Origin of the sequence: Streptomyces sp. NPDC046985, from assembly GCF_040644415.1 — a bacterium.
GTDB lineage: Bacteria > Actinomycetota > Actinomycetes > Streptomycetales > Streptomycetaceae > Streptomyces.
Genome location: NZ_JBEYWK010000021.1, coordinates 82,482 through 106,855, shown reverse-complemented (window position 1 = coordinate 106,855; position 24,374 = coordinate 82,482). Strand labels below are relative to the sequence as shown.

The window sequence follows — 24,374 nt, the reverse complement described above, 5'->3', positions numbered from 1 at the left end:
TTGGGCCGTGTCCTGTAGGTTCGCTCGCATCCCGTTGCAGGACGGGCCCGGACCTACGCGTGACGGAGCTCGCATGGCCGCCATCCATCGCACCACGATGACCCCTGCCAAGCTGGAGCTGCTCACCGGCTGGCTGCCGAAGCAGAGCTGGTACGCGGGCGACGCGCAGACGCCGGAACTGGTCAGGGCCGGTGGGTTCCGTCTGGACGATCCCGAGGGCGCGGTCGGGATCGAGTTCATGATCGTGGTGGACACCGTGCGAGAGCCGGTGGCGTATCTGGTGCCGATGGGCTACCGCGGTGCGGCGCTGGAAGGCGTCCCCGAGGAGGCGCTGATCGGCACGTCCGAGCACGGGGTGCTCGGCGCCCGGTGGATCTACGACGGCGTCCACGACCCGGTGGTGACGGCGCAGTTGCGCGCGCTCCTGCGCGGCGAGGCGGTGGCGCAGCACCAGAGCGAGAGCGACACTCCTGACCCGACCGTCACCGTGTACGGAACCGGCCCTGACGACGGGCTCGACGTGCGGCTCAACCGTGTCCTGCGGTCGGGGGAAGCCACGCGGAGTCCGTCCGGGCGCCTTGTCGCCGGGTGGACTTGGCCGGACGGAACGGCTGCCCGAGGAGCACTCGCGACCGTCGCGCCGCGGTGAACGCGCGCGCGGACACGGTACGCGCGGGGGTCGCGGTCGGCGGTGCGGGCGTTCGTCCCGGCGAGGGGTCGTCCGAGCCTGCCGGATCAGGCTGCGCACGGCGTCGTCGTCGAGGTCGGCGACGCCATGGACTGGGCGAAGGCAGAGGACCGGGTCTCCGCGCCGTTCAGCATCTCCGTGGCGTGGCGAAGCGGCGTGTCACCAGCGGTACTCGGCGACGCTTCCTCCGGTGAGGGTGATGGTGCCGTGGGGTGTGCCGTCGTCCTTCCATACGGTGTAGTCCCCCGCGGGCAGCGGGGAGATGAGAACGCAGTGGAGGGTGCGGTCGGCGAGGTGGCGGGGGCGGACGGCGGCGTGGGTGCGCTCGCCGGGCCGGTCGACGGGGCTGACGTGGATCTCCAGGCCGTCGTGTTCGGGCTCGGTGTGGATGACGAGCGCCGCGGTGTCCTGGCCGATGTCCAGGACGACGCTGCCGCTTGTCGAGGGCTGGGACGTGTGACGGTGCATGCGGGCCTCTTCTCGTGCGGGGCGGGGCAGGGCCGCCGTCGACGGGACGGGCGGCCCTGCGGTCGGGTGCGGGTCAGGACGCCGGGTGGTGGTAGCCGTCGTAGGGGACTCCCAGGTAGGGGAAGGAGTCCAGGTAGGGGTTGGTGACGTCGGCCGGGGTGAGGCCGTCGGTCACCTTGGACGCCGCCGCGTCGGGGGTGTAGCTCTTGTCGACGAGCGGGAGGGTCGCGCCGGCCAGGGCGCGCAGTTCGACGGTGACGACGTCGTCGTAGACGCGGCGCCCGTTGGGGAAGCCGGCCGGGTCGCCGCCGACGAGGCCGAGGATGTTCGGCTTCTTGGCCGGGGGGACGGCCGTGTTGAGGCGGATCATGTCCGCCTGGGTGGAGCCGGTGTAGTTCTGGAACCCCGGGACGACGCCCTTGGGGATGCCGGTGAGCAGGATGGCGAGCAGGTCCGCGCGGGGTTTGCCGGACTTGTTGTAGGCGTCCAGGTGGGGGAAGACCCCGGGGTACAGGGTCGGCAGCAGCTTGGCCAGCTCGGGGTGGGCCACGTATGCGGCGAACCGCTTGTCGTCGGCCGGCGGCAGGGCGTTCCACTCGTCCTTGTGGCCGAGCGGCACCAGGACCTCGTTGAACAGCGGGTTGCCCAGCCGGGAGACCTGCGTGTAGGGGCCCGTTTCGAGGTCGCGGCCGTGGCCGGGCTCGATGAGGCGGGCCCGGCGGCGGCTCGCCGACGTCCAGACGCCGATGGTGGCGTGCGGGTCGGCGACGTCGCGGAAGCGCCGGCCGCTGCGGGTCAGGTCGGTGACGGGCACCTGGATGGCCAGGGAGTGGACGTTGAGTTCCTTGGTGGTGTTGACGCCGTCGGCGGGCGCGGTGAACACGCTCATGCCGAACTGGTTGTGCAGGTTCTGGAACGGGCGCAGGTCGCCGAGGTCGAACACGGCGCCCAGGTCGACGTAGAAGCCCTCCGCGCGCTGCCCGGCGAACACCTTGCGGTTCGTGCCCAGCGTGTGGACCGCCTGCTGGGCCAGTTGTTCGTAGTGGGGGGTGGACAGCGGGCCGATGTTGCACGGCGGGCAGGCGAGGCGACGGCCCAGCACCGTCCGTCGCCCGCTGCTCTCGCATCGCGTGACGGTGTACGTCTGGTGGCGGTTCCAGTTCGGCGAGTCCAGGCTGAGGATCGGGCCGGTGTTGTAGAGGAAGCTGTCGGGGTTGCGCAGTCCGGTGCTGAACTCGAACTGGTAGGTGACGTCGGCGCGGCCGTCGCCGTCGTTGTCGACGTGGATCTCGTAGAGGACGTCGTCGCCGAACTCGTAGAAGTTCGGGCCGGCCGCGGGGTTCTGCAGCGGGATGTAGTTGGCGATCAGCGTGACCGTGTCGGGTGCGTCGGGGCTGACGAACGCGTAGACGTCGGTGCTGTCGGCGACCGGGTCCTTGGAGATCTCCGGGGCTTCGCGGTGGGAGGACATCAGAACCTCATGTGATTGACGGGGCGGTGGGCGGGCGGCGCAAGCGCTTGCGTTGAGTGAGGGAGCGTCGCGGTCAGCGGGCGTGACGCAGCAGAGCCGCGGCCAACTCCTGGTCGTGGACCCGGTGATGCCGTTCGCCGTGGAAGAAGTCCAGTTCGCCCGTCGCCGCGTCGCGCACGTGCACCACCAACGGCTCGTGCGCGCCCGCGCTCTCGGCCGGCGTCTGGGGCGGCACGGCGGCCCGGCCCGGTGCGGCGGCGAGGGCCGGCGCCGCGGCGCCGACGACCACGCTCGCGGCGAGACCGGCGAGGCCGAGGTGCGTCGCGCCGCGCATGACGCCACGGCGGTCGAGACCTGAAGGTGCTTCCTGGTGGGGAACGGGCTGGGAATTGTCCATGATCACTCCTGTCGGCTGGGGCATGGCCGCGGGGAGCTGACCGCTTCGGGCGACCGGCGGGCCGGACACCGTGAAGGAAGAATCGGCGCAGGGACAGACGCGGATCACCTACAGCGGACGCTCCCACGGCCTGCGCGAAGAGACCGAAGGCGCCGAAGACGCGTCTGACGGCAGACGCGGAGGCCTGTGGCAGAAGAGGCCGACGCTTCGCCCCGAATGAAACGCCCCGTGTGACTGCCCGTCAAGCGCACACCGAGCGAACACCGTCGTTTCGACGCTCGGCAGAATCAGCGTCGTCGCAGTTCACAGGCGTCATCGGTTCAGCCGAACGAGTGGCATCCGATTTTTTTGACGGCGCGGACCAAGCCAGCACGGAATCCGCGTCGAAATACCAGCGGCAGGAAGAACGAGAGAAGGTGATCGGCGAGCACAGAGATTCAGAGCCTTGCAGGCTCATGACAGGGCGCACTCGGTGATCGCCGGATACAGGCGACCGTCACCGGGTGCATTTCCCTAACCGATCGTTTCGGCATGAGCTGAATTGCGGGTCTTGTTTGCTTTACGAGCGTGGGCGACACGGTGTCCGACTCGCCCGCCGGACTCGTTCCTGACGACCTGTGGAACGGACGGCCTCGCCCGCGGGACTGGACCATGGCCGGCGTCTCGCCGTGCCTGCACCCGGTCGTGCCCCCATCGAGTCGCGCCGCGGAGGGACCACGACGGCCGGGCTGGGACGAGGATCGGTGAAGGTCCCGGCCCAGCCCTGGTCGTCGTGTGCGGCCTTCAGCAACACGGCTGGGGCCGGAGTCCGTTCCCTGGCCTGCCTGTCGGCGCCTCGTCCTCGCCACCTGTCCGATCAGCCGCCGACACGTCGGACGCCCCTGCCAGGAACCCGAAGGTCGAGGTCAGGAGCTGAGGCGGGCGTAGACGACGACGTTGTCGCTGTAGCGGTGGTGGGCGGTGGAGTAGGCGCCGCCGCAGGTGATCAGCCGTAGGCCCGCGTAGTCGAGGTTGCGGTAGACGTCGATGCTCGGGAAGTCCGTCTTGACGTACTGCGCGACCTTGGTCACGGTGAACCGCGCCGTCCTGCCGTCCTGGCGGGACACCTCGATGCCCTGACCCGGTTTCAGCTCGGCCAGGCGGAAGAAGACCGCCTTGCGCTGGTTCCAGGTGACGTGCCCCGCGAGCACCGCCGGTCCCCGCGCACCCGGCGTGGGACCCAGGCGGAACCAGCCCGCTTTGCCGGGGTCCTTCGGCGGTTGCAGGACCTGTCCCGTGCCGAGGCCGAGGTGCTCCAGCGACGTGGACACCCCGATGGCCGGGATGGTGAGGCGCACGGGCACGGAGGCGGGCAGCACCGCGGGCGAGGCCGCGGCGGAGGCGGCCGGTGTCGGCGGCTCGGACACGGAGGTGCTGGAGGGCGCCGCCAGCCGGGGCGGAGCGGGCTGCTGCTCGCCGAGTCCGACGGCGAGCAGCAGCCCTCCCGCGACGAGCAGGGCCAGTGCCGCCCCGGCCAGCACGATGCGCCAGGGGCGCCGGTGCTGGACGGCCCCCGTGGGCTCCGGTCGCTCGTTGTCTGTCATGAGGCGGGCTCAGCGGCGCCCGGCGGCGGGCCGGCGGGTGCGCAGACAGGCCGCGCCCAGCACCGCGGCGCCGGCCACTGCCGCACCGCCTCCGACCAGCAGCCCCGGCGCCTCGATGCCGGCGGTGGAGCCGGAACCGGTCTCCACGCCGCCTACGGGCATGGAGCCCACGGCCGCGCCCATGACCATGCCGCAGTCGGTGGGCGCGGTGGCCTCCTCCGGGAGCTTGGGGTCCAGCTCGCTCTTGCCCTTGCCGAAGTCGTACTTCCCGTTGCCGTTGGGGTCGATGCCGTGCTGGACGACGTGCAGGTCCTTGATGTGGTCGGCGACGGCCTGGGAGACGGTGATGGTCCGCTCGTAGGAGAGCGTGCCGTCCTTCTTCGCCACCGGCATGCGGTCGACCGCCAGGCCGCTGGCCTTGGAGGTGTCTCCCTTGGTGGTCAGGGAGATGTTGATGTCGCCGTAGGCCGGCATGCCTTCGGCCGTCGTGACGATGCCGTCGTGGTTCTTGTCGGCGCTGGCGTCCGGGCAGTGGAAGTCGTGCCCGTCGGTGGAGCCGTGGATGTGCTGGGCGTGCGGCTGCCCGGGGACGAGGCCGGAGGCGGTGATCTTCACGGTCAGCCGGGTGCCGTCGACGGTGAGCATCGCGGTTCCGTGGGCGCCGGACTTGTTCAACTGCGCCAGGTCGACCTGGTAGGTGTGCGCGCCGGACTCGCTGGAGTGGGCGGCCGCCGGGACTGCGGCGGACAGTGCGAGCGCTGCGGGGATGGCCACGAGGGTGGTCAGACGTGCGGTGCGCTGGGCTATCACAAAGATTCCCCTTCTTCGTCGGCGCCGGCGAAGAGACTTCCGGCTGCCGAAGTCGGCACTTCGTGGACGGGGGGAATCCGGAACCGGCGGGCAGCCGGATTGGTGCCGACGTCAGTTGGTCGATGCGGCGGCAGGCGCAGACCTCTCCCGCCAGGGCGGGGGGCGTGAACTCGGGACGGCTTTCCGCAGGGTGCGCCGCCCTGCCGTTGGCCGTACCAGTGAGCCTCATGCGGCGACTCCGCTCGAAGGGAACCGTCCGGGCGATGCCGGGGCGTCGCAGCTATCTCCGCCTGCTCGTCGGCGCTCACCATCCGCACCCCGGCGAAAAGACGCTGTTCCCAGAGGGAAAGCTCCTTGCCTCGTGTGGGTGAGCGGGGGCCTTCTTCTGTCTCGTCCACAGCTCAGATACGCCCGACCCCGACCAGCACGCGGCCGATCACGTTCGGATCGACTCGCGGCGTCCTCAGCCTCCCGGGGCCGGCTATCGGAGGCCGGTCCGGAGAACGCGTCGACCTCTCGTCTCACCGACTCGGTTGGCGGGATGGAGACCGACCTCGGCCCACACCACCTTGCCGGGCATACCGTGTGCCGGATAGTGGCCCCAGCGCCTGCTCATCACGGCGACGATGAAGATGCCACGGCCGCCAGTCGCCTCGACGCCGACCTGCTTCAACACCGGCGGCCGCGTGTCGCGATCCCACACCGATACCTTCACGGCGTCGCCGAGGATCTCCAGCATGAGCTGGAAGGTCTGCGCCGTATTTCGTACGGAGGACGGGGAGGTCTCCTCCTCGCCCTCCTTGGGGTGCTGTACGGCGTTCGTGGCCAGCTCCGACACCAGGAGCTGCACGGTCTCGACGATGTCGGCGTGCACGCCCCAGCGGGACAGAACATCTGCGGTGTGCCACCGCGCCAAGCCGACGGCGTTGGGGATGTCGGCCAGCATGAGGCTGTTGCGCGGGTGTGGTGCCTGGGACACGGTGTGCCTCCCGAGTTGGGAGAGGAGCGCGGGGTGCGTTCGCTGGCTCTCGCTCGTTTCGTGGTGGGGCCGCCGAACCCGGAGTCGGCGATTGCGCATCGGCGGACGGCGTCCCGGGGTCGCGCCGTCTCCGGATCCGCGGGACCGATGCTTGGCTGATCGCCGACTGCACGGTTGTCCCCGGGCCGGGTACGTCCACAAGAGAACCGCCCCCGTGCCCCGTTAAGAAGGGTGCATGGAGGATGTCTCCGGCCACACGGGTCGGCATGGTTGGTGAAGGGCTGTACGGATGACGAGCGCAGAGCGTGACTACGAGAAGCGAGCCGCAACGGGGCGTTTCCAGGGGCGGCGAATCGTGGTGACGGGCGGTTCCAGAGGGCTGGGCGAGTACGTCGTGCGCCTGCTCCTCTCGGAGGGTGCGCAGGTGGCGACGTGCGCTCGGAAGCCCGAGCCGCTGGAGGCACTTCGCAGCTTGCTCGGTTCACCGAGCACACTGTTCACCCGGCCTCTGGACGTCACCGCGCCGGAGCTGCTGGAACGGTTCGTAGACGAGGCCGCGTCAGCGCTGGGCGGCTTGGACGGCGCCGTCGCCTGCGCCGGCGGCGCACGTGGTCGAGGAATCGCGGAGGCGACGGCTCAAGACTGGTCGACCACGTGGGAGATGAACGTCGGCCACGTGGCGCGGCTGGTAGCTGCAAGTGCCCCGCACTTGAGGAGCGCCGGTGGCGGACCGATCGTCGTGGTGGCTTCGGTCTCCGGCTGGAAGCCGGGTCCACAGGCTCAGTACGGGGCGGCGAAGGCGGCCCAGATCCACATGGTGTCCTCGTTGGCGAGGGAGCTGGGCTCGGACGGCATCCGTGTGAACGCGGTCTCACCCGGTTCGATGCTCATCCCGGGCAAGCGCTGGGATCGGATGCGCCGAGAGGATCCTTCGGCCTTCGACCGCTTCCGCGCCGAGTTCCCCGGGGGCGACCTGGTGCGTCCGGAGGAAGTGGCGGACGTCATCGCCTTCTTGCTGTCGGACGAATCCCGGGGCGTGACAGGAGTCAATCTTCCTGTCGATAAGGGGCAGAACGCGCCAACTCCCGAGGGGTACTGACGGAGCCGGTCAGGCAGCGGTGCCAAGTATGGGCCTGGCCCGGATTTCGAATTCGCGCACGATGGGCTCGCCTCGGTGAGGAGCAAGTCGCGTCCGGAAGTCGCGCAGGGCCTGGACTGACCGCTCGCTGTGAACGCCGCTCAGTAGATCCAGGGCGTTGCTGGCGGTGTCGACGGCCTCGTCCAGCCTGTCCTGCTGGAGGAACGCCGTGGCGAGTACCGAGCGGCTGATGGCCTGGCGGCGGCGCCGGTCGCTGTTTGCCTCCACCGACGCGTTGGCTAGGCGCTCTGCCTGTGCTGCCTCGCCAAGGTCACGGTGGACCAGGGCGGCCTCGGCTTCGAGATAGTGGTGGTCCAGGAAGCGGACCCACGGAGATTCTTCGGCCGGCCCCCGGCTGGTTTCCAGTCCCCTGCCAGCCGCGTGGAGCGAGGCCGTGGCCTGTCGGGTTTCGCCGAGAGCGGCGTAACCACGGGCGGCCATGGCGTGCAACCGCATGAGTCCCAGCGGGCTGCCCGACGACTTGGCGGTCGCGATGCCCGCTCGGGCGAGCGAGACGCCTTCAGTGGGGTTGCCGAGGCTGGTGGCGAGGTGGGACATGCCCGCCAGGATTTGTCCGCCGAGCACCCGGTCGCCACCCTCGGCGCACAGCCTCAGTGCTTGGATCATGTAACGCTCGGCGAGCCCGTAGTCGGCGGTGTCGTACGAGCACCAGCCAGCGGTCGCGGCCATCTTCGCGGCCGCGGTGTACAGGAGTCGGCGCTGGTGGCCGGGCATGTCGCGCTGTTGCAGCATGGGGGCGAGCTGGGTGCTCAGGTAGTGCACGATGCTCGCTCGGACTCCGCCGCCACCGAAGCGGTTGTCCATCTCGTCGAACATTTCGATCATCGACTGGACCTGCTCGACGGGCCCACCGTCGGGGACAGCGGCTAGGCGTGGAGCCTGATCGTCCTCGAGGAGCCAGAGAAGCCAATGCCGTTGAGGGTCCATGAGGGCCGACGCAACGAACGGCACGGCCCCGAGCAGGCTGCGCCGCGATATGTCAGTGGAGCCCAGCTCCGCGAGCGTGTGCAGTGTTTCACCCACGTCTTCACGGTACGTCAAGGCCCGTACGACGACGGGACGCTGGCCCTGCTCTACAAACCCGAGGTCGACCGGCGCGACGGGGCGTCCTAAGAAATCGGCCAAGGCAGCGGCGATGAACTCCGGCGCGCGATCACGAGGCGTCATACCTTGCAGCCACCGGGTCACGGACGCCTTGTCGTAACGCGTTACCACGCCTTGCAGCGCGGCCAGTTCGTTGACCTTGCGGGCAAGGGCGGCATGAGAACGACCGGCCTCCGAGATCACCGCCACGAGCGCGGCGTTGGTCTCGCCGGCCCCCCTTGCACTTCCCATGCGTAGATGATGCCTTGTCGATCACGCTCTGTCCCAGCCTTTCAACACAGAGGCATGAAAGAACAACCTCCGTACAACCGAACAACCCCGCTGCCCTCTCCTCGGGACGGGTGGCAGCGCTGAGACTGGGAGGGCTGCGGGCCGACCGCCCCTTCCAGCGAGGACGCTGCTGGAACGTCGCCGACGCCCTCAGCACCGGAGGGAGAACACCATGCAGCCAGTAGTCGTCTTGGACTGCTTCACTGTCGAGCCGAGCGGTCTCGGCGTGCCGCCGTACCTGTCGACCTACGTTCGGAACGCCTGGTCGGCACTGCGTCGGGCAAGGCCGGACGCGGACGTCCGGTACGTGACGATCGATGACGTCCGCTGGTGTCTCGCTGGAGGCAGGCCCACCGTCGAGCCGCCGCAGAGCGATCCGTTCACGTACTCGACCAGCGTCAATCGCGACTCCGCCATTCAACTCCTGCGGGATGCCGAGATCGTGGTCGTCATTGCCGGGGATGCTGTTCCGTCGGTCCATCTGCACGCTGTGAACGGGTCGTTGGAGGAGATCGCTCGCGCACTCGCCTACGCACGAGGGCGCCGGTACCTGCTCGGGCCGTTGTCCACCTATGCCCTGGCCGCTCCTGCGGAGTACGCCGGACTGTTCGACGCCGTCCACACCCATACGGTGACGTCCGGCGACCTCCTGCTCGGTAGCCACCGCCCTGCCTCTTACGGGCAGATGCAGCGCGAGCGTGACTCTTTCATCGGCCTCGTCGAGCAGATGCCCTGGCGGCCGATCGCCGAGTTGGAGCTGTACCGCGGCTGCACCCGGCGCAAGTTCTGCGACTTCTGCAATGAGCCGGCGAAGTCCCCTCTCGTCGCCTTCCGCGAGGTCGACGACGTCGTCGCCGAGGCCGCGCAGCTCTACGATGCCGGCGTCCGGAACTTCCGGCTGGGGCAGCAGACCTGCTTCTTCTCGTATCGCAACCGGGATGAAGACGCGATCCGCGCCTTGCTCGGCGGTATCCGAGAGCGCTGCCCTGAGCTGGAAGTGCTCCACATCGACAACGCGGACCCCCTCGCTGTGGCCGCGCCGGTCGGCCTGCGCATCGCCAAGCTGGTGGCGGACTACTGCACCGAGGGCAACTGCGCGCCGATGGGCATCGAGAGCTTCGACCCGGTCGTCATCGCGAGGAACACCCTCACCTGCACCCCCGAGATCCTGGTGCGGGCCGTCGAGCACGTGAACGAGGCGGGTGCCGCTCGTGGTCCCGGTGGCCTGCCGATGCTGCTCCCGGGCCTCAATCTGATCTACGGTCTGCCTGGCGAGACGCACGGCACCCACGTGGCGAATCTCCGGGGCCTGGCGGGGATCCTCGATGCCGGCCTGCTGTGTCATCGGACGAACGTCCGCCTGGCACGGGCCTTCCCTGGTACGCCGCTGGCCGCGCTCGGCGAGCTGGAGCCGCTGCCGTCGGCGGAGCACTTCTCCTCCTGGAAGGCGGACATCGACTTCACCTGGGACCAGCCGATGAAGGAGCGGGTCTACCCGACCGGGCTGCGCGTGCCCGGACTCCACTCCTACTTCATCGGCCAGGGTGGCACCTGGTGGCGACGGTTGGGCTCGTATTCGATCCAGATCGTCGAACGCGACGTGGCGGTTCCGCTCGGTACTACCGCCGACCTGGTGGTGACCGGCCATGCTCCTCGCATGATCTACGGAGAACGTGTTGCATCCGCTTCCTGACGGGACGCTCGCGACGTTGGCAGCCCTGGACGCGGCGGCGGACCGCACCGTCCGCGCAGGGCTGCTGCTGCCATGGGCCAACGTCGCCGTGGAGACCGAGTTGAGCCGTCTCGGCCTATGCCACACGGTCTTCCACCACGCGCGGCTCGTGCCCGCATCCAGGACGACGGCGATCGACGACTCATTCTGGCTCGGGCTGCGTGAAGCGTCAGGGCGCGCGCTGGACTCGTTGTCCCACGTGCCTCTCGACGCAGTGATGCTGGCGTGCACGTCAGCGGGCTTCACCGCCGGTCCGCCGCTACCGGACGGCGTGCTCACCGCCTTCGACGCCCTTCTGCGGGCTCTCACCGAGGCAGCCGTGGCGCGCGTGGTGCTGGTCACGCCATACCCCGCCCTGGTGACCGAAGCGGAGTCGGCGGCGTTGACCGAGGCCGGCGTGGAGGTCTTGGCTCATGCGAGCCTGGGTCTGTCCGACGGCTACCCAGCGATCACTCCGGATCAGATCATGTCCCTGGTGGGCCAGCTACCGCAGCAAGCCGTCGGGACTGCCGACGCGGTGGTCCTCTCGTGCACCGGATGGCACACCCTCCCGGTGATCGCTGAACTGGAGCACCGGCTCGGGAAGCCGGTGCTCTCGTCCAATCTCGCCTTGGCACTTCTGGCCACCCGAGCCCGTGCTGGAGCCTGCGCATGACGATCGAGAGAGCGAAGGCGACGCCGCTCGAAATCCGGCGCGTGCACCGGCTGGTGGCTCGCGCCGCCGCCCTCCCGGATGTTCAGGCGGCGGTGGAGGCCAATCACGACGATAACCGCTGGTGGCCGACGTCGATCGGCGATCCACGGGTACGGATGCTCGCCGCTGGCTGGTCCACCCGGGTCTCCTATCGAATGGTGGAGACGTACGCCCGAGTGATCGCCTCGGCGAACGCTCGTGGTTTCGAGAGTCTCGTTGCCGCCTCCGACGTCGAACTTGCACCACTTGTACGTCCCATCGGCCTGCCGCAGACCCGAATCGACTACCTGCGCTCCCTCGCGGAGCTTCTCCGCGGCTGGGAGAAGGAGGGGACCGACCCGACTGGAGACTCAGCAGACTGCGATGCCTTGATCCTGGACTTCGCCACGCGAGTGCGAGGCGCGTCCTACAAGGTCGCCCAGTGCGCACTGCTGACCGCCCGCGGGTATCACTGCGGCATCGTCCCGGTGGACTCTGGCATGGTCACCAGGCTCGCGCCCGCGTTGGGCCTCGTTCTTCCGGCGGGGGCCGTGGCACACGAGCGCATGAGGTACGTCCTTGAATCGACCGTGCACGCCCGCTCGGCCGACTTCCGCTCGCTGGCCACGGATAACGGGTACCAGGTGACCATCCCCGAGGGGACTGAGCCGACCTGGTTCGCGCACCTCGTCTTGATCTACTTCAAGCGCCTGTACCTGAACGGTCCCGCTCCGCAGCTCTGCCGTCGGCGACCGGTCTGCTCGAAGCTCGTCGACTGTGCACATCGCGTCCGCCGTGCTTGACGTTCTGGAGGAGCGCCGTGGAACGGCTTGACGTGATCGGCAACATCAGCCGGGACCGGACCCGCTACCCCGATCGCCGTGGTGGGTCCCGGCTCGGCGGCGCGGCTCTGTTCCTGTCCCTGGCGGCGGCAAGAGCTGGCCGCCGGGCGGCTCCGGTGTGCGTTCTCGGAGACGATCTCGCCCATCTCCCGGAGTCACCGGGTCTGAGCACGCTCGACTGGACTGCCCGCATCCAGGTCGAAGGCGTGTCCGCCGCCTTCGACTTGGAGTACGACGTGCACGGCGAGCTGGTGGGAGTAGGCACGGAGTACGGCGTGGCCGAGGGGCTGACCGAACATGCGCTCCGCCACGTGGACCAGCACCCGAGTGGCGATTACCACGTCTGCTGCCGCCGGCCTCTGGACGTGGCGGCAGTGCTCGGCCGTCTCGCCGCGTATGGGAGCGGCTTCAGCGTGGACTTCTTCCTGCCGAGCGCGGAAGACATGATCCGTGTTGCCGCCCCCTGGCTTCCGAGGGCGACCACGCTGTTCGTCAACGCCGCCGAGTACCAGCTTCTGGAGCAAGTGATCGACTGCGGTGCGCTCCCGGAGGTGGTCATCACCGACGGCCCCCGAACCGCAGTGGTTCACCGCTTCGGGCGTCAGGTCGCCTCCGCCGTACCTCCGCCGTGCCCGCCGCGCGAAGTCTCCGGTGCCGGAGACACCTTGGCCGGGACCTTTTTGGCCCGTCGATCGCAGGGCGCGACGGCCGCCCAGGCGCTGGCGGCGGCGACCTCAGCCGCAGCCCGGTACGTCGCCGCCCCATCCCTTCCGATCCCCGCGCCCCGACGCGGCTGACCTCACGACTTGGGGGCCTCTCCCGGTGTCCGTCTACGTAGCTCACCGGCTCTTCGCCGCGCACGACCGTGCTCTGGCCGCCGACCTCGCCGATCGACTCGCCGCGAAGGTCGGCCCCGATCGAGTCTTTCTGCCGTTCTGCGACACCGACGAGGAGGACCTGGTCGCCCAGGTCAAAGGCCGCCGTCTGTTCGAGCTGGACCGCGAACGCCTCGGCCGCCTCGACGCCATGGTCGCCATCCTGCATGGCCCGAGCCTTGATGACGGGGTCTGCATGGAGATCGGATACGCCGCTGCTTCGGGCGTGCCGGTCATCGTGCTCACCACAGACTTCCAGACCTACTCGCTGACCGAGGCCGGCCCTCGCCTCGAATTCCCCGACCCTCTCCTCCAAGCCGTGGCCAAGCGCATCGTGCGCGTTACCCGGCTCGGACCGCCAACTCTGCCGTCGGCCCCGCCGCAGTCCCGTTTCCCCGGCTTCCAAGCACGCAACATGGCCCAGACGAACACGGCTCTCGATGCGGCTGTCGACGCGCTGCTCGACCTCCCGGATAGCGCTCCCCGCCTGGTGGGGGCGCCTTCCGTGATCGGCGCAGCCGTCTACGTCGAGGCGTCGCCCTACACGGCATGGGGTCGAGATCACCTGGCCAAGGCATGCGTCGACGCCGGTCACACCGTGATGGTGCCCCAGCGCTTCACCGCGCCGGACCCGGTAGCAGGGGCCCTGGCCGACCTGACCGCGGTGTGCTCGGCTGCTCGGCTACTGGCCGACGTCTCCGGGGCGGAAACACCATCCGGGACCGCCCTGCTCATAGGTGCGGCTGCGGCCAGCGGCGTACGGATCGCAGCGTTCCAACCGCGCCCGACGTTCACCCACGCCCATGGCCGCGAGCCGAACTGGCGGAACCTCATGATCCAGTACGCCGCCGACGCTCACCTCGACAGCGGCGACGCCGTCCTGTCCTGGCTGGCCGCATGAACCTCGACGAGATCGTCGGCGAGTACCAGACCTTGGTCCTGGAAGGCTGCGACGGAGTCGGCAAGAGCACGCTCGGCGAACGCTTATCGACGGACCACGGCTTCGTCGTAGTGCACTCCCCGAAGACACCCGACCATCTCGACCTGGCCACCCGGTACAGGAACATCCTCGCCGGCCCCGGACGGATCCTCTTCGACCGGTGCTTCATCAGTGAACTCGTCTACGGCCCCCTTCACCGGGGCCGGTCCCGGATCAACTGGAGCCAGGCGATCGATCTGGCCGAGAACGTCATCGAGCGTTCCGGCGTGCTCATCCACCTGACCGCACCGCCGGCCGTCATCCGCCGGCGACTCCTTCAGCGCGACGGTGAGGCGGTCGGCCTGGAGGAGGTATCCGCGCTAGTGACGGGATACGACAGGGTCTTCTCCACCCTCGCTGACTACACCCGCGTGCTCACCATCGACACCACGGCTCTCGAACTCCCTTCGGCAGGGTGACGGCCTGCCGAAGCCAGCACGCCGACCCGCTGCTCCCGCTAGGCTCCCCAGGCACCTGCTGTACCGCCGCTGGAGGAGTCTTGGAGATCGGGTCCGCCCAGAAGCTCGCCTGGGAAAACAAGACCCTTAAGGGGTTCAACACCACTGACGTGGCCATGGAGTTCGGCCTCCTCACCGCCGAGGTCGGCGAAGCCTTCACCGCCTGGCGCAAGGGGCTTCCCGATCTGGGGGAGGAACTGGCCGACGTCTTCCTCTACCTGACAGCCCTGGCCGAGATGAACGGCGTGGACCTGGACTCCGAGGTCGTCCGAAAGATCGAAAAGAACACCCGGCGGACGTACGAACGGAACGAGCATGGTGCTCAGATCCGGACGAGCGACGTCTAGATCTTCCCACCGCTCGACAGCTCGCTTCAGCGACGACGGCGGGCCCCCGACACTGGTCGGGGGCCCGCCGTCGTTCAGGTCTAGATCAGCGAATCGCTCGGTTGACGCCTCTAGGCGGCAAGGCTGTGCCGCTCGCTTCCGCCGTCGCCCTGATCTCCCCCTGCCTGCGGGCGCTCCAGGCCCAGCAACTTCAACAGGTCAGCCGTCACCACCCGGTAGGCGTTGCCGAGGCGCAGCACCTTGACCGGGTACTCCCCCTGCTTGGCGAGTCCGTACCCCGTGGATCGGCCGATCATCAGCGCCCGGTTCGAGGTGTCGAGGTCGATGACGGCAGGGAGGGCAAGCAGCTCGTCGCCCGTCAGTCCTCGCGGTATCACAACGCCGGCATCGTCGCATCGGTTCATCGCGTGCGCAACGCCTTGTCCGGCGGACCGATGCGTGAAGCGGTGACCGGCGGGAGCTGCACGGTGGTCGAGCATCTGCGCGGTCACATCTCATCCGGACGGCATGGAGACGGCGGGCGGATATCTGGTAATGGGGACCTCGACGGGCTGGTCGCTGCCACGACATGCCCGTCCTCGAAGATCACGATGGGATGAGCGAGAGCGTGCTCGCCTTACGTCCAGTCTTCCCGCTGACGTCCCATCGACCCGAACTGCCCCATCAGCGTCATCCGCCATTCCGTTCCAGGGACTTCTCAGGGACTTTCAGCTCTGTCCGAGGGACTTCCGAGGGACTTTTCGCGGCCTGACAAGACAAGCCTCTGAAAGATCAGAAAGGGCCTCCGGCGCAGGTCAGAGGCCCTTTCCCAGGCGAAGCCGCAGGTAGCGGCAGACGAGTCGGGCTGTACGCCGGGTTCTGTTCCGGAAGGTCCTCGCGGGCCCTCCGGCGACGGCCATCCATCTAGGACCTGCGTTGCCGCAGGTCTCGTGCGGTCTACCCGCGGACTCGGGCGGGCAGCCCTCGAAAGTCCGCGCAGAGCGCGTTTCACCGCGCTCCTTTTGACCTTGCTCCGGGTGGGGTTTACCTAGCTGCCCAGGTCGCCCTGGGCACTGGTGGTCTCTTACACCACCGTTTCACCCTTACCGAGGACCGAGGTCCCCGGCGGTCTGCTTTCTGTGGCACTGTCCCGCGGGTCACCCCGGGTGGCCGTTAGCCACCACCCTGCCCTGTGGAGCCCGGACGTTCCTCGGGAAGCGCCCCGTAGGGGATGCTCCACGCGACCGCCCGCCCGGCTCGTCTGCCGTGCTGACCATGTTAAAGGACTGAACCGGCGACGTGCGCCATTCGCTGCCCCCGCCGCGCGGGGTACGCAGGCGCTGCCGTTGCACAGGGCGAGGGCCCTGTGCTGTGGTCAATCGAAGATCCCGACCGTGTGGGGCGGCAGAACGCGCACGCTATGTCCCAGGACCGCGGGCGCCCGCACACGCGGCCCCCGCGCCCGTCACGACCGCCGCGTCCACGCCGCCGTGCGCCTGCGTCGCATGGCGACCAAGGCTCACTTCTGTGAACCTTAGTTCCCGTAAGGCGACACACGCTCCGAGGAAAGTGAGCGCCATGCCCGTCTACGACCGCGACACCGTCCCGGACCGTGTGGAGCGGGGCACTCTGGACCCCGAGCTGGCAGCGTGGCTTCCCACCGGGCCGGTGCTCGGCGCCGACGAGAGCGTCGCCGAAGCCCGGCGCTCCCACCACGTCCTCGGCGAGTTTCCGCTGCCCGACATCGGATCGGTCGAGCACCTGGTCCTCGACGGGCCGCACGGCTCGCTGCCGGTGCGTGTGCACACGCCGACCGAGCCGGCCGGCTCACCCTGCGGCGCTCTGGTCTACATCCACGGCGGCGGTTTCACCGTAGGCACGCTGGACGAGTTCGAACTCCCGATGCGCATTCTCGCCGAGACCGCCGGGATCAAGACCTACACCGTGGACTACCGGCGCGCTCCCGAGTTCAAGTTCCCCACGCAGATCGACGAGAACGAGCATGTCGTCCGCTGGCTCTTCGACCACGCCGACGAGCAAGGAGTGGACCCGGCGAAGATCGCTCTGGGCGGCGACTCCGCGGGCGGGAACATGACCTGCGTCATCGCGCTGAGACTCCGCGACGAGAACGGCCCCCGCCTCGCCCTACAGGTTCCGCTCTTCCCCGAGGCGGCCTTCCCGGCCGACACGCCCGCGGCGAGCGAGAACCGCTCGGGGCTCTACCTGGAGTCCAACGGGATCTTCCAGATGGTCCGCAACCTCGTCAAGAACACCGACGACGTCCGCCAGCCCTACATCACCCCCCTCAACGCGGAGTCCCACGCCGACCTGCCCCCCGCGATCCTGGTGACCAACGGCTTCGACCCGCTGCGCGACGTCGGCCACGCCTACGCTCGCGAACTCGCCGCCGCCGGCAACGACCTCACCTACGTCCACCATCCCGACCTCACCCACGGCTTCCCTCAGTTCAGCCACGTCTCACGCGCCTGCCGGACGGCCACCGAAGACCTCGGCCGCATGATCAGGGAACGTATCGGCTGACCGCGTCCGGCATACCGCGCCCCGTCGGCCGAGCAGGAGGGCGCCGAGCCGGAGACGGAGTCCAGCGACGGCCAGGGGCACGCGGCCAGGCGTGAACGAGCCGGCGCAGACCGGCGCAGCACGACGGCGGCCCCGGAGGCCCGGAGGCCCGGAGGGTGCGGCAATCCCGCCCCGTTCTCCCGCCCGGCGCCGTGTCCGGGGTGTGCGCGGCGCCCCGTACGCTGGCGCGGAGCACTACCGAAGGAGACCGTGCCGTGCTTGTGCTGCTGCCTCCGTCCGAGGGCAAGGCCGCCGGGGGCCGCGGCGCCCCGCTGGACCTGGGCGCGCTGTCGCTGCCGGGGCTCACCGCGGCCCGCGCGGCCGTGCTCGACGAGCTGGTCGGGCTGTGCTCGGGCGACCCCGACCCCAGCCGGAACGACAAGGCGCGCGACGTGCTCGGACTGAGCGAGGGACTGCGCGGCGAGGTCGCCAAGAACGCCGCGCTGCGCACGTCCGGCGCCCGGCCCGCCGGGGAGACGTACACCGGCGTCCTCTACGACTCCCTGGGCCTGGCCTCGCTCGACACCGCCGCCAAGCGCCGTGCCGCGCGCTCGCTGCTGATCTTCTCCGGTCTGTGGGGCGCGGTGCGCGTGACCGACCGCATCCCCTCCTACCGGTGCTCGATGGGGGTCAGGCTGCCCGGCCTCGGCGCGCTGGCCGCGCACTGGCGCGCCCCGCTGGCGTCGGCGCTGCCGGAGGCCGCCGGGAACGGGCTGGTACTGGACCTGCGGTCGGCGGCGTACGCGGCCGCGTGGAAGCCCGTGGGCGGGCTGGCCGAGCGGACGGCGACCGTGCGCGTGCTGCACGCGCCCACCCGGAAGGTCGTCAGCCACTTCAACAAGGCGACCAAGGGCCGGATCGTGCGCAGCCTGCTGTCGGCCGGCGCCGCCCCGAAGAACCCGGCCGGACTGGTCGAGGCGCTGCGCGACCTCGGGTACGAGGTGGAGGCGCAGCCGCCCGCGCGGGCGGGACGCGGCTGGTCGCTGGACGTCCTGGTCACCGACGTGCACTGAACCGGCCTCCCTAGGGCTCCTCCAGGGCTCCCCCTAGGGCTCCTCTAGGGCTCCTCTAGGGGGCGGCCCCGCTACTCTCCTGCGCCGGAGGCGGGGGTGCGTGGGTGCGTGGGCGCGGGCGCGCGTGGGTGCGTGGGTGCGCTGAGCGCGGCCGTCTGACGTCCCGTCGCCTCCGCGTTGCAGCGCGTGCAACGTCCATTGCGCGCGCTGTGCGTGCCGGGCAGCATGGCGCCATGTCCGCCGCGCTGCCCGCCGACTCCGTGCTCGCTCTCGCCCCGGTGCTGCCCGTCGTCGTGCTGGAGGACGCCGCCGACGCCGTGCCGCTGGCCCGCGCGCTGGTGGCGGGCGGTCTGCCCGCGATCGAGATCACCCTGCGCACGGCGGCCGCGCCGGAGGCGATCCGGGCGGTAGCACACCAGGTGCCGGAGGCGGTGGTGGGCGCGGGGACGGTCACCGGTCCCGGGCAGGCGGACGCCGCTGTGGCCGCCGGGGCCCGGTTCCTGGTCAGCCCCGGGTGGACCGAGACGCTGCTGGCGGCGATGACGGCCTCGGGCGTGCCGTTCCTGCCCGGGGTGTCGACCGCGTCGGAGGTCGTGGCGCTGCTGGAGCGCGGGATACGGGAGATGAAGTTCTTCCCGGCCGAGGCGGCGGGCGGCGCCGCCTATCTCAGGTCGCTCGCCGGTCCGCTCCCCCAGGCCCGCTTCTGCCCCACCGGAGGCATCGGCCAGGACACCGCACCCGAGTATCTGGCGCTGCCCAACGTCGGTTGCGTGGGCGGGAGTTGGATGGTCCCGGCGGAGGCGCTCGCCGCCCGCGACTGGGCCCGGGTGGAACGGCTGGCCCGTGCCGCGGCGGGGCTCAGCGCAGATGCGAGGTGTCGTTGAGCAGGCGGACGCTGGCGTTGCCGTCCGCGTAGTACGCCACCGCCGACATCGACGCCGCCGACAGCTCCATGCGGAACAGGGACTCCGGCGGGGCGCCGAGGGCCAGGCGGACGAGGGTCTTGATCGGCGTGACGTGGGTGACGAGCAGGACCGTGCGGCCCGCGTAGGCGGCGACCAGCCGGTCCCGGGCCGCGCCGATCCGCTCCGCGGTCGCCGCGAAGCTCTCGCCGCCGCCGGTGGGTTCGGCCTCCGCCGAGGCCAGCCAGGCGTTCAGGTCGTCCGGGTAGCGCTCGCGCACCTCGCCGAAGGTCATGCCCTCCCAGGCGCCGAAGTCCGTCTCGCGCAGCCCGTCGTCGACCGCGACGTCCAGGCCGAGACGGTCCGCGACGATGCCCGCGGTCTCGCGGGTGCGGGCAAGCGGGGAGGAGACGACCGCCTGGATCGTGCCGAGCCCGGCGAGTGCCGCCGCCGCCTTCTCCGCCTGCTCCCGGCCCGCCTCGGACAGGGACGGATCGCTGCCGCCGCTGCCTGAGAAACGCTTCTGCGGGGTCAGCGGGGTCTCCCCGTGCCGCAGCAGCACGAAGGTCGCGGGCGCACCGAGATCCACCGGGGCCCATCCAGGACTCGCGACGGTCCGGGCGGCCCGTTCGTCGGAGCGGGCGCGTGCGTCGGCTCGGGCACGTTCATCGGTTCGGGCGCGGTCATCGGTTCGGGCCGCCGCCCGCTCGCCGGACCAGGCGCCTTCACCGGTTCGGGCCTCCCCCTCGCCGGACGGGGCGCGAGCGCCGGTTCGGGCCTCCCGCTCGCCGGTCGGGGAGGTCGGCTCATCGGATCGCGCCGCCCGCTCGCCGGTCCGGGAAGTCCGCTCCGCAGAGGGGGCCGCCCGCTCGCCGGACAGGGAGGTCGGCTCACCGGATCGGGCCGCCCTCTCCCCAGTCCGGGAAGTCCGCTCGTCAACCCCGCCCCTGGCGGCAGCCGCCGAGTCGCCCACCGGAAGGGCGCTCTCCAGCGGGGCGCCCTCCGTCAGGCCGCCCGCCGCACCCGCACCCGCACCCGCCCTAGCGTCCAGCTCCGCCGTGGACGTCGCCGCCGACCACTGCTCACCCCGCGCCCCCGCGTCCATCGCCTCGTTGGCCAGGCGGTCGGCGTGCTTGTTGCGGGCGCGCGGGATCCACTCGTAGGCGACCAGCTCGCCCGGGAACACCCGGGCCGCCTCCGCCGCGAGCGGGCGCAGGGCCGGGTGCTTGACCTGCCAGCGGCCCGACATCTGCTCGACGACGAGCTTGGAGTCCATCCGCACGCGCACCCGCGCCGCCGGGTCCAGAGCCCGCGCGGCGCGCAGGCCGGCCAGCAGGCCCTGGTACTCGGCCACGTTGTTCGTGGCGACGCCCAGGAACGCGGCGGCCTCCGCGAGAGTGTCCCCGGTCGCCGCGTCGAGCACGACCGCGCCGTAGCCCGCCGGGCCCGGGTTGCCGCGCGATCCGCCGTCGGCCTCGACGATGAACTCCCGCACGCGCGCTCCCTACAGGCCGGACTCGGAGGTGCGCACCAGGATGCGGCGGCAGTTCTCGCACCGTACGACCGTGTCGGGGGCGGCGGAGCGGATCTCGGCAAGCTCGGTGATGGCCAGTTCCTGGCGGCAGCCCTGGCAGGTGCGCTGGTACAGCTTGGCCGCACCGATGCCGCCCTGCTGCGCGCGCAGCTTGTCGTAGAGCGCGATCAGGTCGGCGGGCACGACGCCGGCGACGACCTCGCGCTCCTTGGCGACGGACGCCGCCTCGCCGTCCAGCTCCTCGCAGGCGGCGTCCCGGCGGGCGACGGCGTCGTCGGCCTTCGCCTGCACGGAGGAGACGCGCTCGGTCAGCTCGGCGACCCGCTCCTGCGCGGACTCGCGGCGCTCCATGACCTCCAGGACGACGTCCTCCAGGTCGCCCTGGCGCTTGGCGAGGGAGGTGATCTCGTGCTGGAGGCCGGCGAGGTCCTTGGGCGAGGTGACGGCGCCGGAGTCCAGGCGTTGCTGGTCGCGGGCCGCGCGGGTGCGCACCTGGTCCACGTCCTGCTCGGCCTTGGTCTGCTCGCGGGCGCAGTCGCTCTCCTCGGTCTGCGCGGCCACGAGCAGGTCGCGCATCTGCGTGAGGTCCTTGGTCAGCGACTGGATCTCGGTGTGCTCGGGCAGGGACTTCCGCCGGTGCGCGAGCTGCTGGAGGCGGACGTCGAAGGCCTGGACGTCGAGAAGTCGGATCTGGTCGGCGGGCGCGGCGTTCAGTTGGGGGCTCCTGGGGTTCGTCAGTCGTGGGCGGTGGACGCCGCGTGGGCGGTCCAGGGGTCGGTGACCGTCGTGGAGACGTGGACGCGCAGGTCCCATCCGTGCCGGTCGGAGATCTCGTCGAGCTGGGCGGCGGCCAGCTCGCACCAGGGCCATTCGGTGGCCCAGTGCGCCGCGTCGAGCAGCGCCACGGGCGTGCGGGCGCCGTCCGCCATGGGCGCCGCGGACGCCGTGTGCGCCGTAGACGCCGAGAACGCTGTGGACTCCGAGAACTCGGAGGCCGGGTGGTGGCGCAGGTCGGCGGTGAGGAAGGCGTCGACTCCGGCGGCGCGCACGGCGTCGAAGAGGCTGTCGCCGGACCCGCCGCTTACGGCGACGGTGCGCACGAGCGCCCCGGGGTCGCCCGCGACGCGGATGCCCTGCGCGGTGGCGGGCAGGCGCCGTGCGGCGCGCTCGGCGAGCTGGCGCACGGTCAGCGGGTGGTCCAGGGCGCAGATCCGGCCCAGGCCGCGGCGCCCCTGCGGATCGGCGGCGTCCGGCACGAGGGGGCGCAGGACCCGCAGGTCCAGGGCTCCGGCGAGCGCGTCGCTGACGCCGGGGTCGGCGGTGTCGGCGTTGGTGTGGGCCACGTGCAGCGCCACGTCGTTCTTGATCAGGGTGTGCACCACGCGGCCCTTGACGGTGGAGGCCGCCACGGTCGTCGTACCGCGCAGATAGAGCGGGTGGTGGGTGACGAGCAGGTCGGCCCCGAGCTTCACCGCCTCCTCGGCGACCTCCTGAACGGGGTCGACGGCGAAGAGGACCCGCGTGACCTCCTGGTCGGGGTCGCCCGCGACGGTGCCGACCGCGTCCCAGGACTCGGCACGCTCGGCGGGCCACAGGCTCTCCAGCGCGGCGATGACTTCAGACAGACGGGGCACGAGTGCAAGGCTACCTGGGTGTTCGACGCGTCTGAACCGCCGCGGGCGCCCCGGTCAGCGGACTCTGCGCGGCCGGGCCGCGGTCCGGACGCGGACCGGATGCAGTCCGGATGCAGTCCGGGCGTGATCCGTGAATGATCCCCGTACGGGATCCGTCTTCGATCCGAGGCGCGGCCCGAACACGGATCGCACGAGCCGAGCACAAACGTTCCTCTTCTTTCCGGTGAATCGCTCCCGGGCCACCCGTATGTGTGAAGCCTCCGCCCGCTGGCCCCCGCCAGTGCGTGCGAAAACTAGCGTCCTCACCGGAGGTGACCGAACGATGTCAGTCAGTGCCTCTCCGGGGCCTTCGGCGTCGAATGAGCAGAGCGGGCGGGAAGGCTCTCCGCCGCCGTCAGCGGGCGGCGAGGATCCCGCCGTGTCGGGGCCGGGCTGCGCAATCACGGCGGACGGCGGCTACGCGGCCCGGCTCGTCGGCGCGGGCGGCGCCTGGTTCCCGGAGCGCTGGACGCTGGACGGCCCCGAGCCGTACGCGGTGCCGCTGCCCGGCGAGCGGCCCGAGGCGCCGGGCAGCGAGGTGCAGCCGCTGAGCGACGGCCGGGTCCTGATCCGGCGCCTGGTGGACGGCAGGCACACGTTCTCGCTGCTGTACCCGACCGGTCCGGGCACCGGCGAGCTGCCGCTGGGCGCGGTCGAGTGCCCGGACGGCACCCGCCTGCGGCTGCTGCCCCCCGCCCCCGGCGGAGACCGGGCCTACGCCCTCGCCGCCGGGTCGCGCTCGTCGGCGGTGTGGCTGGTCGCGGGCGGCCCGTACGGCCCGGAGCTGCTGGCCGAGGTGCCGGGCCACTGCTCGGGCGGCGTCTGGCTGGACCGCGCCGGGCGGCTGCTGGCCCTGGACCGGCGCACCGGCGGCCCCACCAAGACGGTCGCGGTGGATCTGGAGGACGGCGGCCGGGTGACGCCGCTGCTCCAGATCACGCCCGCCAGCGACGACCGGCTGCTGATCGCCGACCCCGACAGCGGCCTGCTGCTGATCGCCTCGGACGCGCCCTCGCCCGGCCGGGAGCGGCTCGGCTGGGGCGTGCTCGGCAGTACGCTGCCGGTCCGCTTCCCCGAGTGCCTGCTGCCGTCCGACGGGACGCTGACACCGTTCGCGATCCAGCCGGGGCAGGTGCTCACGCCGGAGCAGTGCGCGGTGGCGCTGCGCTGCGCGGGGCCGTCCGGCGACCGGATCGGCGTATGGCGGCCCTGCGAGCGCCGGGTGCTGTTGCTGCGCCCGCCCGAGGGGTGGCTGACGGGCGCCGGGCTGTGGACGGAGGACGGCGTGCTCCGGCTGCCGTACGCGACGGAGGTCATGCCCTGCGGTGTGGCCGGCTGGGCGGCGTCCGGGGGGGAGACGGAGACGGCGCCGTTGCCCTCGCCCCCGCTGTCGGCGGGGCCCGCGGAGGCGCTGCCTGGGGAGGCTCTGCCTGCGGAGGCCACGCCCGGGGAGGCCCTGCCTGGGGAGGCACCGCCTACGGAGGTCCCTCCCGCGTATCCCGAGACGACGCCCTCCGTCTCCGTACCGCCCGCCGAGGCGCCTCCCACGGAGGGTGGCGCGCCGTCCTCGGACTCCGTGCCGCCCGGGGCGCCTGGCGCGGCGCCCGCCGTCGCCCGTGTCGCCCCGCCCCGGTGGGTACGGGTGCCCCTGCCGGCGTCCCCGCCGCCCGCGCCGTCCCGGCCGCCGGGAGGCGACGGCGCGCCGGGCCCGGCGCCCGCGGCGTGGCCCGCGCCCCCGGGGGGGGCGGGGGGGGCGCCCGGGGGGGGGGGGGGGGCCGGGGGCGGCGCCCCCGGCCGCGCCGGGCGCCGCGCCCCCGCCCCCCCCCCCCCCCCCCCCCCCCCCCCCCCCCCCCCCCCG

Annotated in this window: 24 protein-coding genes and 1 other RNA gene (1 of these 25 only partly in view); 13 read left to right on the top strand and 12 right to left on the bottom strand. The window is 71.2% G+C overall.

Going from position 1 to position 24,374, the window contains the following annotated elements; all coding sequences use genetic code 11:
* Positions 1 to 73: 73 nt before the first annotated feature.
* Entirely contained in the window at positions 74 to 649 is a 576-nt protein-coding gene (locus ABZ861_RS25400) for a 1,4-alpha-glucan branching protein (RefSeq protein ID WP_361634222.1), read from the top strand.
* A gap of 198 nt (positions 650 to 847) precedes the next feature.
* Here the strand turns inward: ABZ861_RS25400 and ABZ861_RS25395 are convergent, their stop codons facing one another.
* From ABZ861_RS25395 to ABZ861_RS25370, 6 genes are all read right to left on the bottom strand, one after another.
* Positions 848 to 1,156, bottom strand: coding sequence for a hypothetical protein (locus ABZ861_RS25395; RefSeq protein WP_361634219.1), 309 nt, complete (start codon positions 1,154 to 1,156; stop codon positions 848 to 850).
* A gap of 73 nt (positions 1,157 to 1,229) precedes the next feature.
* A complete protein-coding gene (locus ABZ861_RS25390) occupies positions 1,230 to 2,627 on the bottom strand; it encodes a DUF4331 domain-containing protein (RefSeq protein WP_361634216.1) in 1,398 nt (465 codons plus the stop codon).
* A gap of 73 nt (positions 2,628 to 2,700) precedes the next feature.
* Positions 2,701 to 3,024, bottom strand: coding sequence for a hypothetical protein (locus ABZ861_RS25385; RefSeq protein WP_361634213.1), 324 nt, complete (start codon positions 3,022 to 3,024; stop codon positions 2,701 to 2,703).
* Between the two features lie 905 nt (positions 3,025 to 3,929).
* Complete coding sequence (locus ABZ861_RS25380; protein WP_361634210.1) at positions 3,930 to 4,607, bottom strand: class F sortase; 678 nt, start codon at positions 4,605 to 4,607, stop codon at positions 3,930 to 3,932.
* A 9-nt stretch (positions 4,608 to 4,616) separates the two neighbouring features.
* Complete coding sequence (locus ABZ861_RS25375; protein ID WP_361634207.1) at positions 4,617 to 5,417, bottom strand: hypothetical protein; 801 nt, start codon at positions 5,415 to 5,417, stop codon at positions 4,617 to 4,619.
* 481 nt (positions 5,418 to 5,898) lie between these two features.
* Positions 5,899 to 6,396: an ATP-binding protein gene (locus ABZ861_RS25370; protein ID WP_361634205.1), complete on the bottom strand. Its 498-nt coding sequence runs from the start codon at positions 6,394 to 6,396 to the stop codon at positions 5,899 to 5,901.
* A 289-nt stretch (positions 6,397 to 6,685) separates the two neighbouring features.
* Between ABZ861_RS25370 and ABZ861_RS25365 the strand changes: the two genes are divergently transcribed.
* A complete protein-coding gene (locus ABZ861_RS25365; protein WP_361634202.1) occupies positions 6,686 to 7,495 on the top strand; it encodes an SDR family oxidoreductase in 810 nt (269 codons plus the stop codon).
* Between the two features lie 9 nt (positions 7,496 to 7,504).
* Here ABZ861_RS25365 and ABZ861_RS25360 read toward each other — a convergent pair whose 3' ends face one another.
* Positions 7,505 to 8,890 carry a hypothetical protein gene (locus ABZ861_RS25360; RefSeq protein WP_361634199.1) on the bottom strand — a complete coding sequence of 462 codons (1,386 nt, stop codon included), beginning with the start codon at positions 8,888 to 8,890 and terminating at the stop codon, positions 7,505 to 7,507.
* A gap of 211 nt (positions 8,891 to 9,101) precedes the next feature.
* Here ABZ861_RS25360 and ABZ861_RS25355 point away from each other — a divergent pair, with 211 nt between their 5' ends.
* The 7 genes from ABZ861_RS25355 to ABZ861_RS25325 all read left to right on the top strand — a co-directional run bounded on the left by ABZ861_RS25355 (position 9,102) and on the right by ABZ861_RS25325 (position 14,835).
* The gene (locus ABZ861_RS25355; protein ID WP_361634196.1) at positions 9,102 to 10,622 is read left to right on the top strand and encodes a radical SAM protein; all 1,521 of its coding nucleotides are present in this window, start codon (positions 9,102 to 9,104) and stop codon (positions 10,620 to 10,622) included.
* Positions 10,623 to 10,638: 16 nt separating this feature from the next.
* Positions 10,639 to 11,316, top strand: coding sequence for a hypothetical protein (locus tag ABZ861_RS25350; protein ID WP_361634193.1), 678 nt, complete (start codon positions 10,639 to 10,641; stop codon positions 11,314 to 11,316).
* Positions 11,313 to 12,137: a hypothetical protein gene (locus ABZ861_RS25345; protein WP_361634190.1), complete on the top strand. Its 825-nt coding sequence runs from the start codon at positions 11,313 to 11,315 to the stop codon at positions 12,135 to 12,137. The genes ABZ861_RS25350 and ABZ861_RS25345 overlap by 4 nt, the downstream gene beginning before the upstream one ends.
* 17 nt (positions 12,138 to 12,154) lie before the next feature.
* On the top strand, positions 12,155 to 12,973 hold the full coding sequence (locus ABZ861_RS25340; protein ID WP_361634187.1) for a PfkB family carbohydrate kinase: 819 nt from the start codon (positions 12,155 to 12,157) through the stop codon (positions 12,971 to 12,973).
* 25 nt (positions 12,974 to 12,998) lie between these two features.
* On the top strand, positions 12,999 to 13,952 hold the full coding sequence (locus ABZ861_RS25335; protein ID WP_361634184.1) for a nucleoside 2-deoxyribosyltransferase: 954 nt from the start codon (positions 12,999 to 13,001) through the stop codon (positions 13,950 to 13,952).
* Positions 13,949 to 14,449, top strand: coding sequence for a hypothetical protein (locus tag ABZ861_RS25330; protein ID WP_361634181.1), 501 nt, complete (start codon positions 13,949 to 13,951; stop codon positions 14,447 to 14,449). Before ABZ861_RS25335 ends, ABZ861_RS25330 begins: the two co-directional genes overlap by 4 nt.
* Positions 14,450 to 14,529: 80 nt before the next feature.
* Entirely contained in the window at positions 14,530 to 14,835 is a 306-nt protein-coding gene (locus ABZ861_RS25325) for a MazG-like family protein (RefSeq protein WP_361634178.1), read from the top strand.
* Between the two features lie 110 nt (positions 14,836 to 14,945).
* Here the strand turns inward: ABZ861_RS25325 and ABZ861_RS25320 are convergent, their stop codons facing one another.
* Entirely contained in the window at positions 14,946 to 15,239 is a 294-nt protein-coding gene (locus ABZ861_RS25320) for a hypothetical protein (RefSeq protein ID WP_361634328.1), read from the bottom strand.
* Between the two features lie 427 nt (positions 15,240 to 15,666).
* Positions 15,667 to 16,074, bottom strand: an RNA gene (gene rnpB, locus ABZ861_RS25315) — RNase P RNA component class A.
* 318 nt (positions 16,075 to 16,392) lie between these two features.
* Between rnpB and ABZ861_RS25310 the strand changes: the two genes are divergently transcribed.
* From ABZ861_RS25310 to eda, 3 genes are all read left to right on the top strand, one after another.
* On the top strand, positions 16,393 to 17,355 hold the full coding sequence (locus ABZ861_RS25310; protein ID WP_361634175.1) for an alpha/beta hydrolase: 963 nt from the start codon (positions 16,393 to 16,395) through the stop codon (positions 17,353 to 17,355).
* A 254-nt stretch (positions 17,356 to 17,609) separates the two neighbouring features.
* Positions 17,610 to 18,407, top strand: a complete 798-nt coding sequence (gene yaaA / locus ABZ861_RS25305) for a peroxide stress protein YaaA (protein WP_361634172.1) — start codon at positions 17,610 to 17,612, stop codon at positions 18,405 to 18,407.
* A 233-nt stretch (positions 18,408 to 18,640) separates the two neighbouring features.
* Entirely contained in the window at positions 18,641 to 19,291 is a 651-nt protein-coding gene (eda, locus tag ABZ861_RS25300; RefSeq protein WP_361634169.1) for a bifunctional 4-hydroxy-2-oxoglutarate aldolase/2-dehydro-3-deoxy-phosphogluconate aldolase, read from the top strand.
* On the opposite strand, the gene ABZ861_RS25295 is transcribed toward eda, so the two are convergent.
* From ABZ861_RS25295 to ABZ861_RS25285, 3 genes are read right to left on the bottom strand one after another with little or no spacing between them, the layout of a single operon-like run.
* Positions 19,266 to 20,804, bottom strand: coding sequence for a bifunctional RNase H/acid phosphatase (locus ABZ861_RS25295; protein WP_361634166.1), 1,539 nt, complete (start codon positions 20,802 to 20,804; stop codon positions 19,266 to 19,268). The two genes, eda and ABZ861_RS25295, sit on opposite strands and share 26 nt — an antisense overlap.
* Positions 20,805 to 20,813: 9 nt before the next feature.
* Positions 20,814 to 21,557, bottom strand: a complete 744-nt coding sequence (locus ABZ861_RS25290) for a C4-type zinc ribbon domain-containing protein (protein WP_361634325.1) — start codon at positions 21,555 to 21,557, stop codon at positions 20,814 to 20,816.
* 20 nt (positions 21,558 to 21,577) lie between these two features.
* Complete coding sequence (locus ABZ861_RS25285; protein WP_361634163.1) at positions 21,578 to 22,477, bottom strand: Nif3-like dinuclear metal center hexameric protein; 900 nt, start codon at positions 22,475 to 22,477, stop codon at positions 21,578 to 21,580.
* Between the two features lie 418 nt (positions 22,478 to 22,895).
* Here ABZ861_RS25285 and ABZ861_RS25280 point away from each other — a divergent pair, with 418 nt between their 5' ends.
* Positions 22,896 to 24,374, top strand: the 5' portion of a protein-coding gene (locus tag ABZ861_RS25280; RefSeq protein ID WP_361634160.1) for a hypothetical protein. The gene runs 219 nt beyond the window's last position; 1,479 of the gene's 1,698 nt are visible here — the first part of the coding sequence; its start codon is at positions 22,896 to 22,898; its stop codon lies off the right edge, out of view.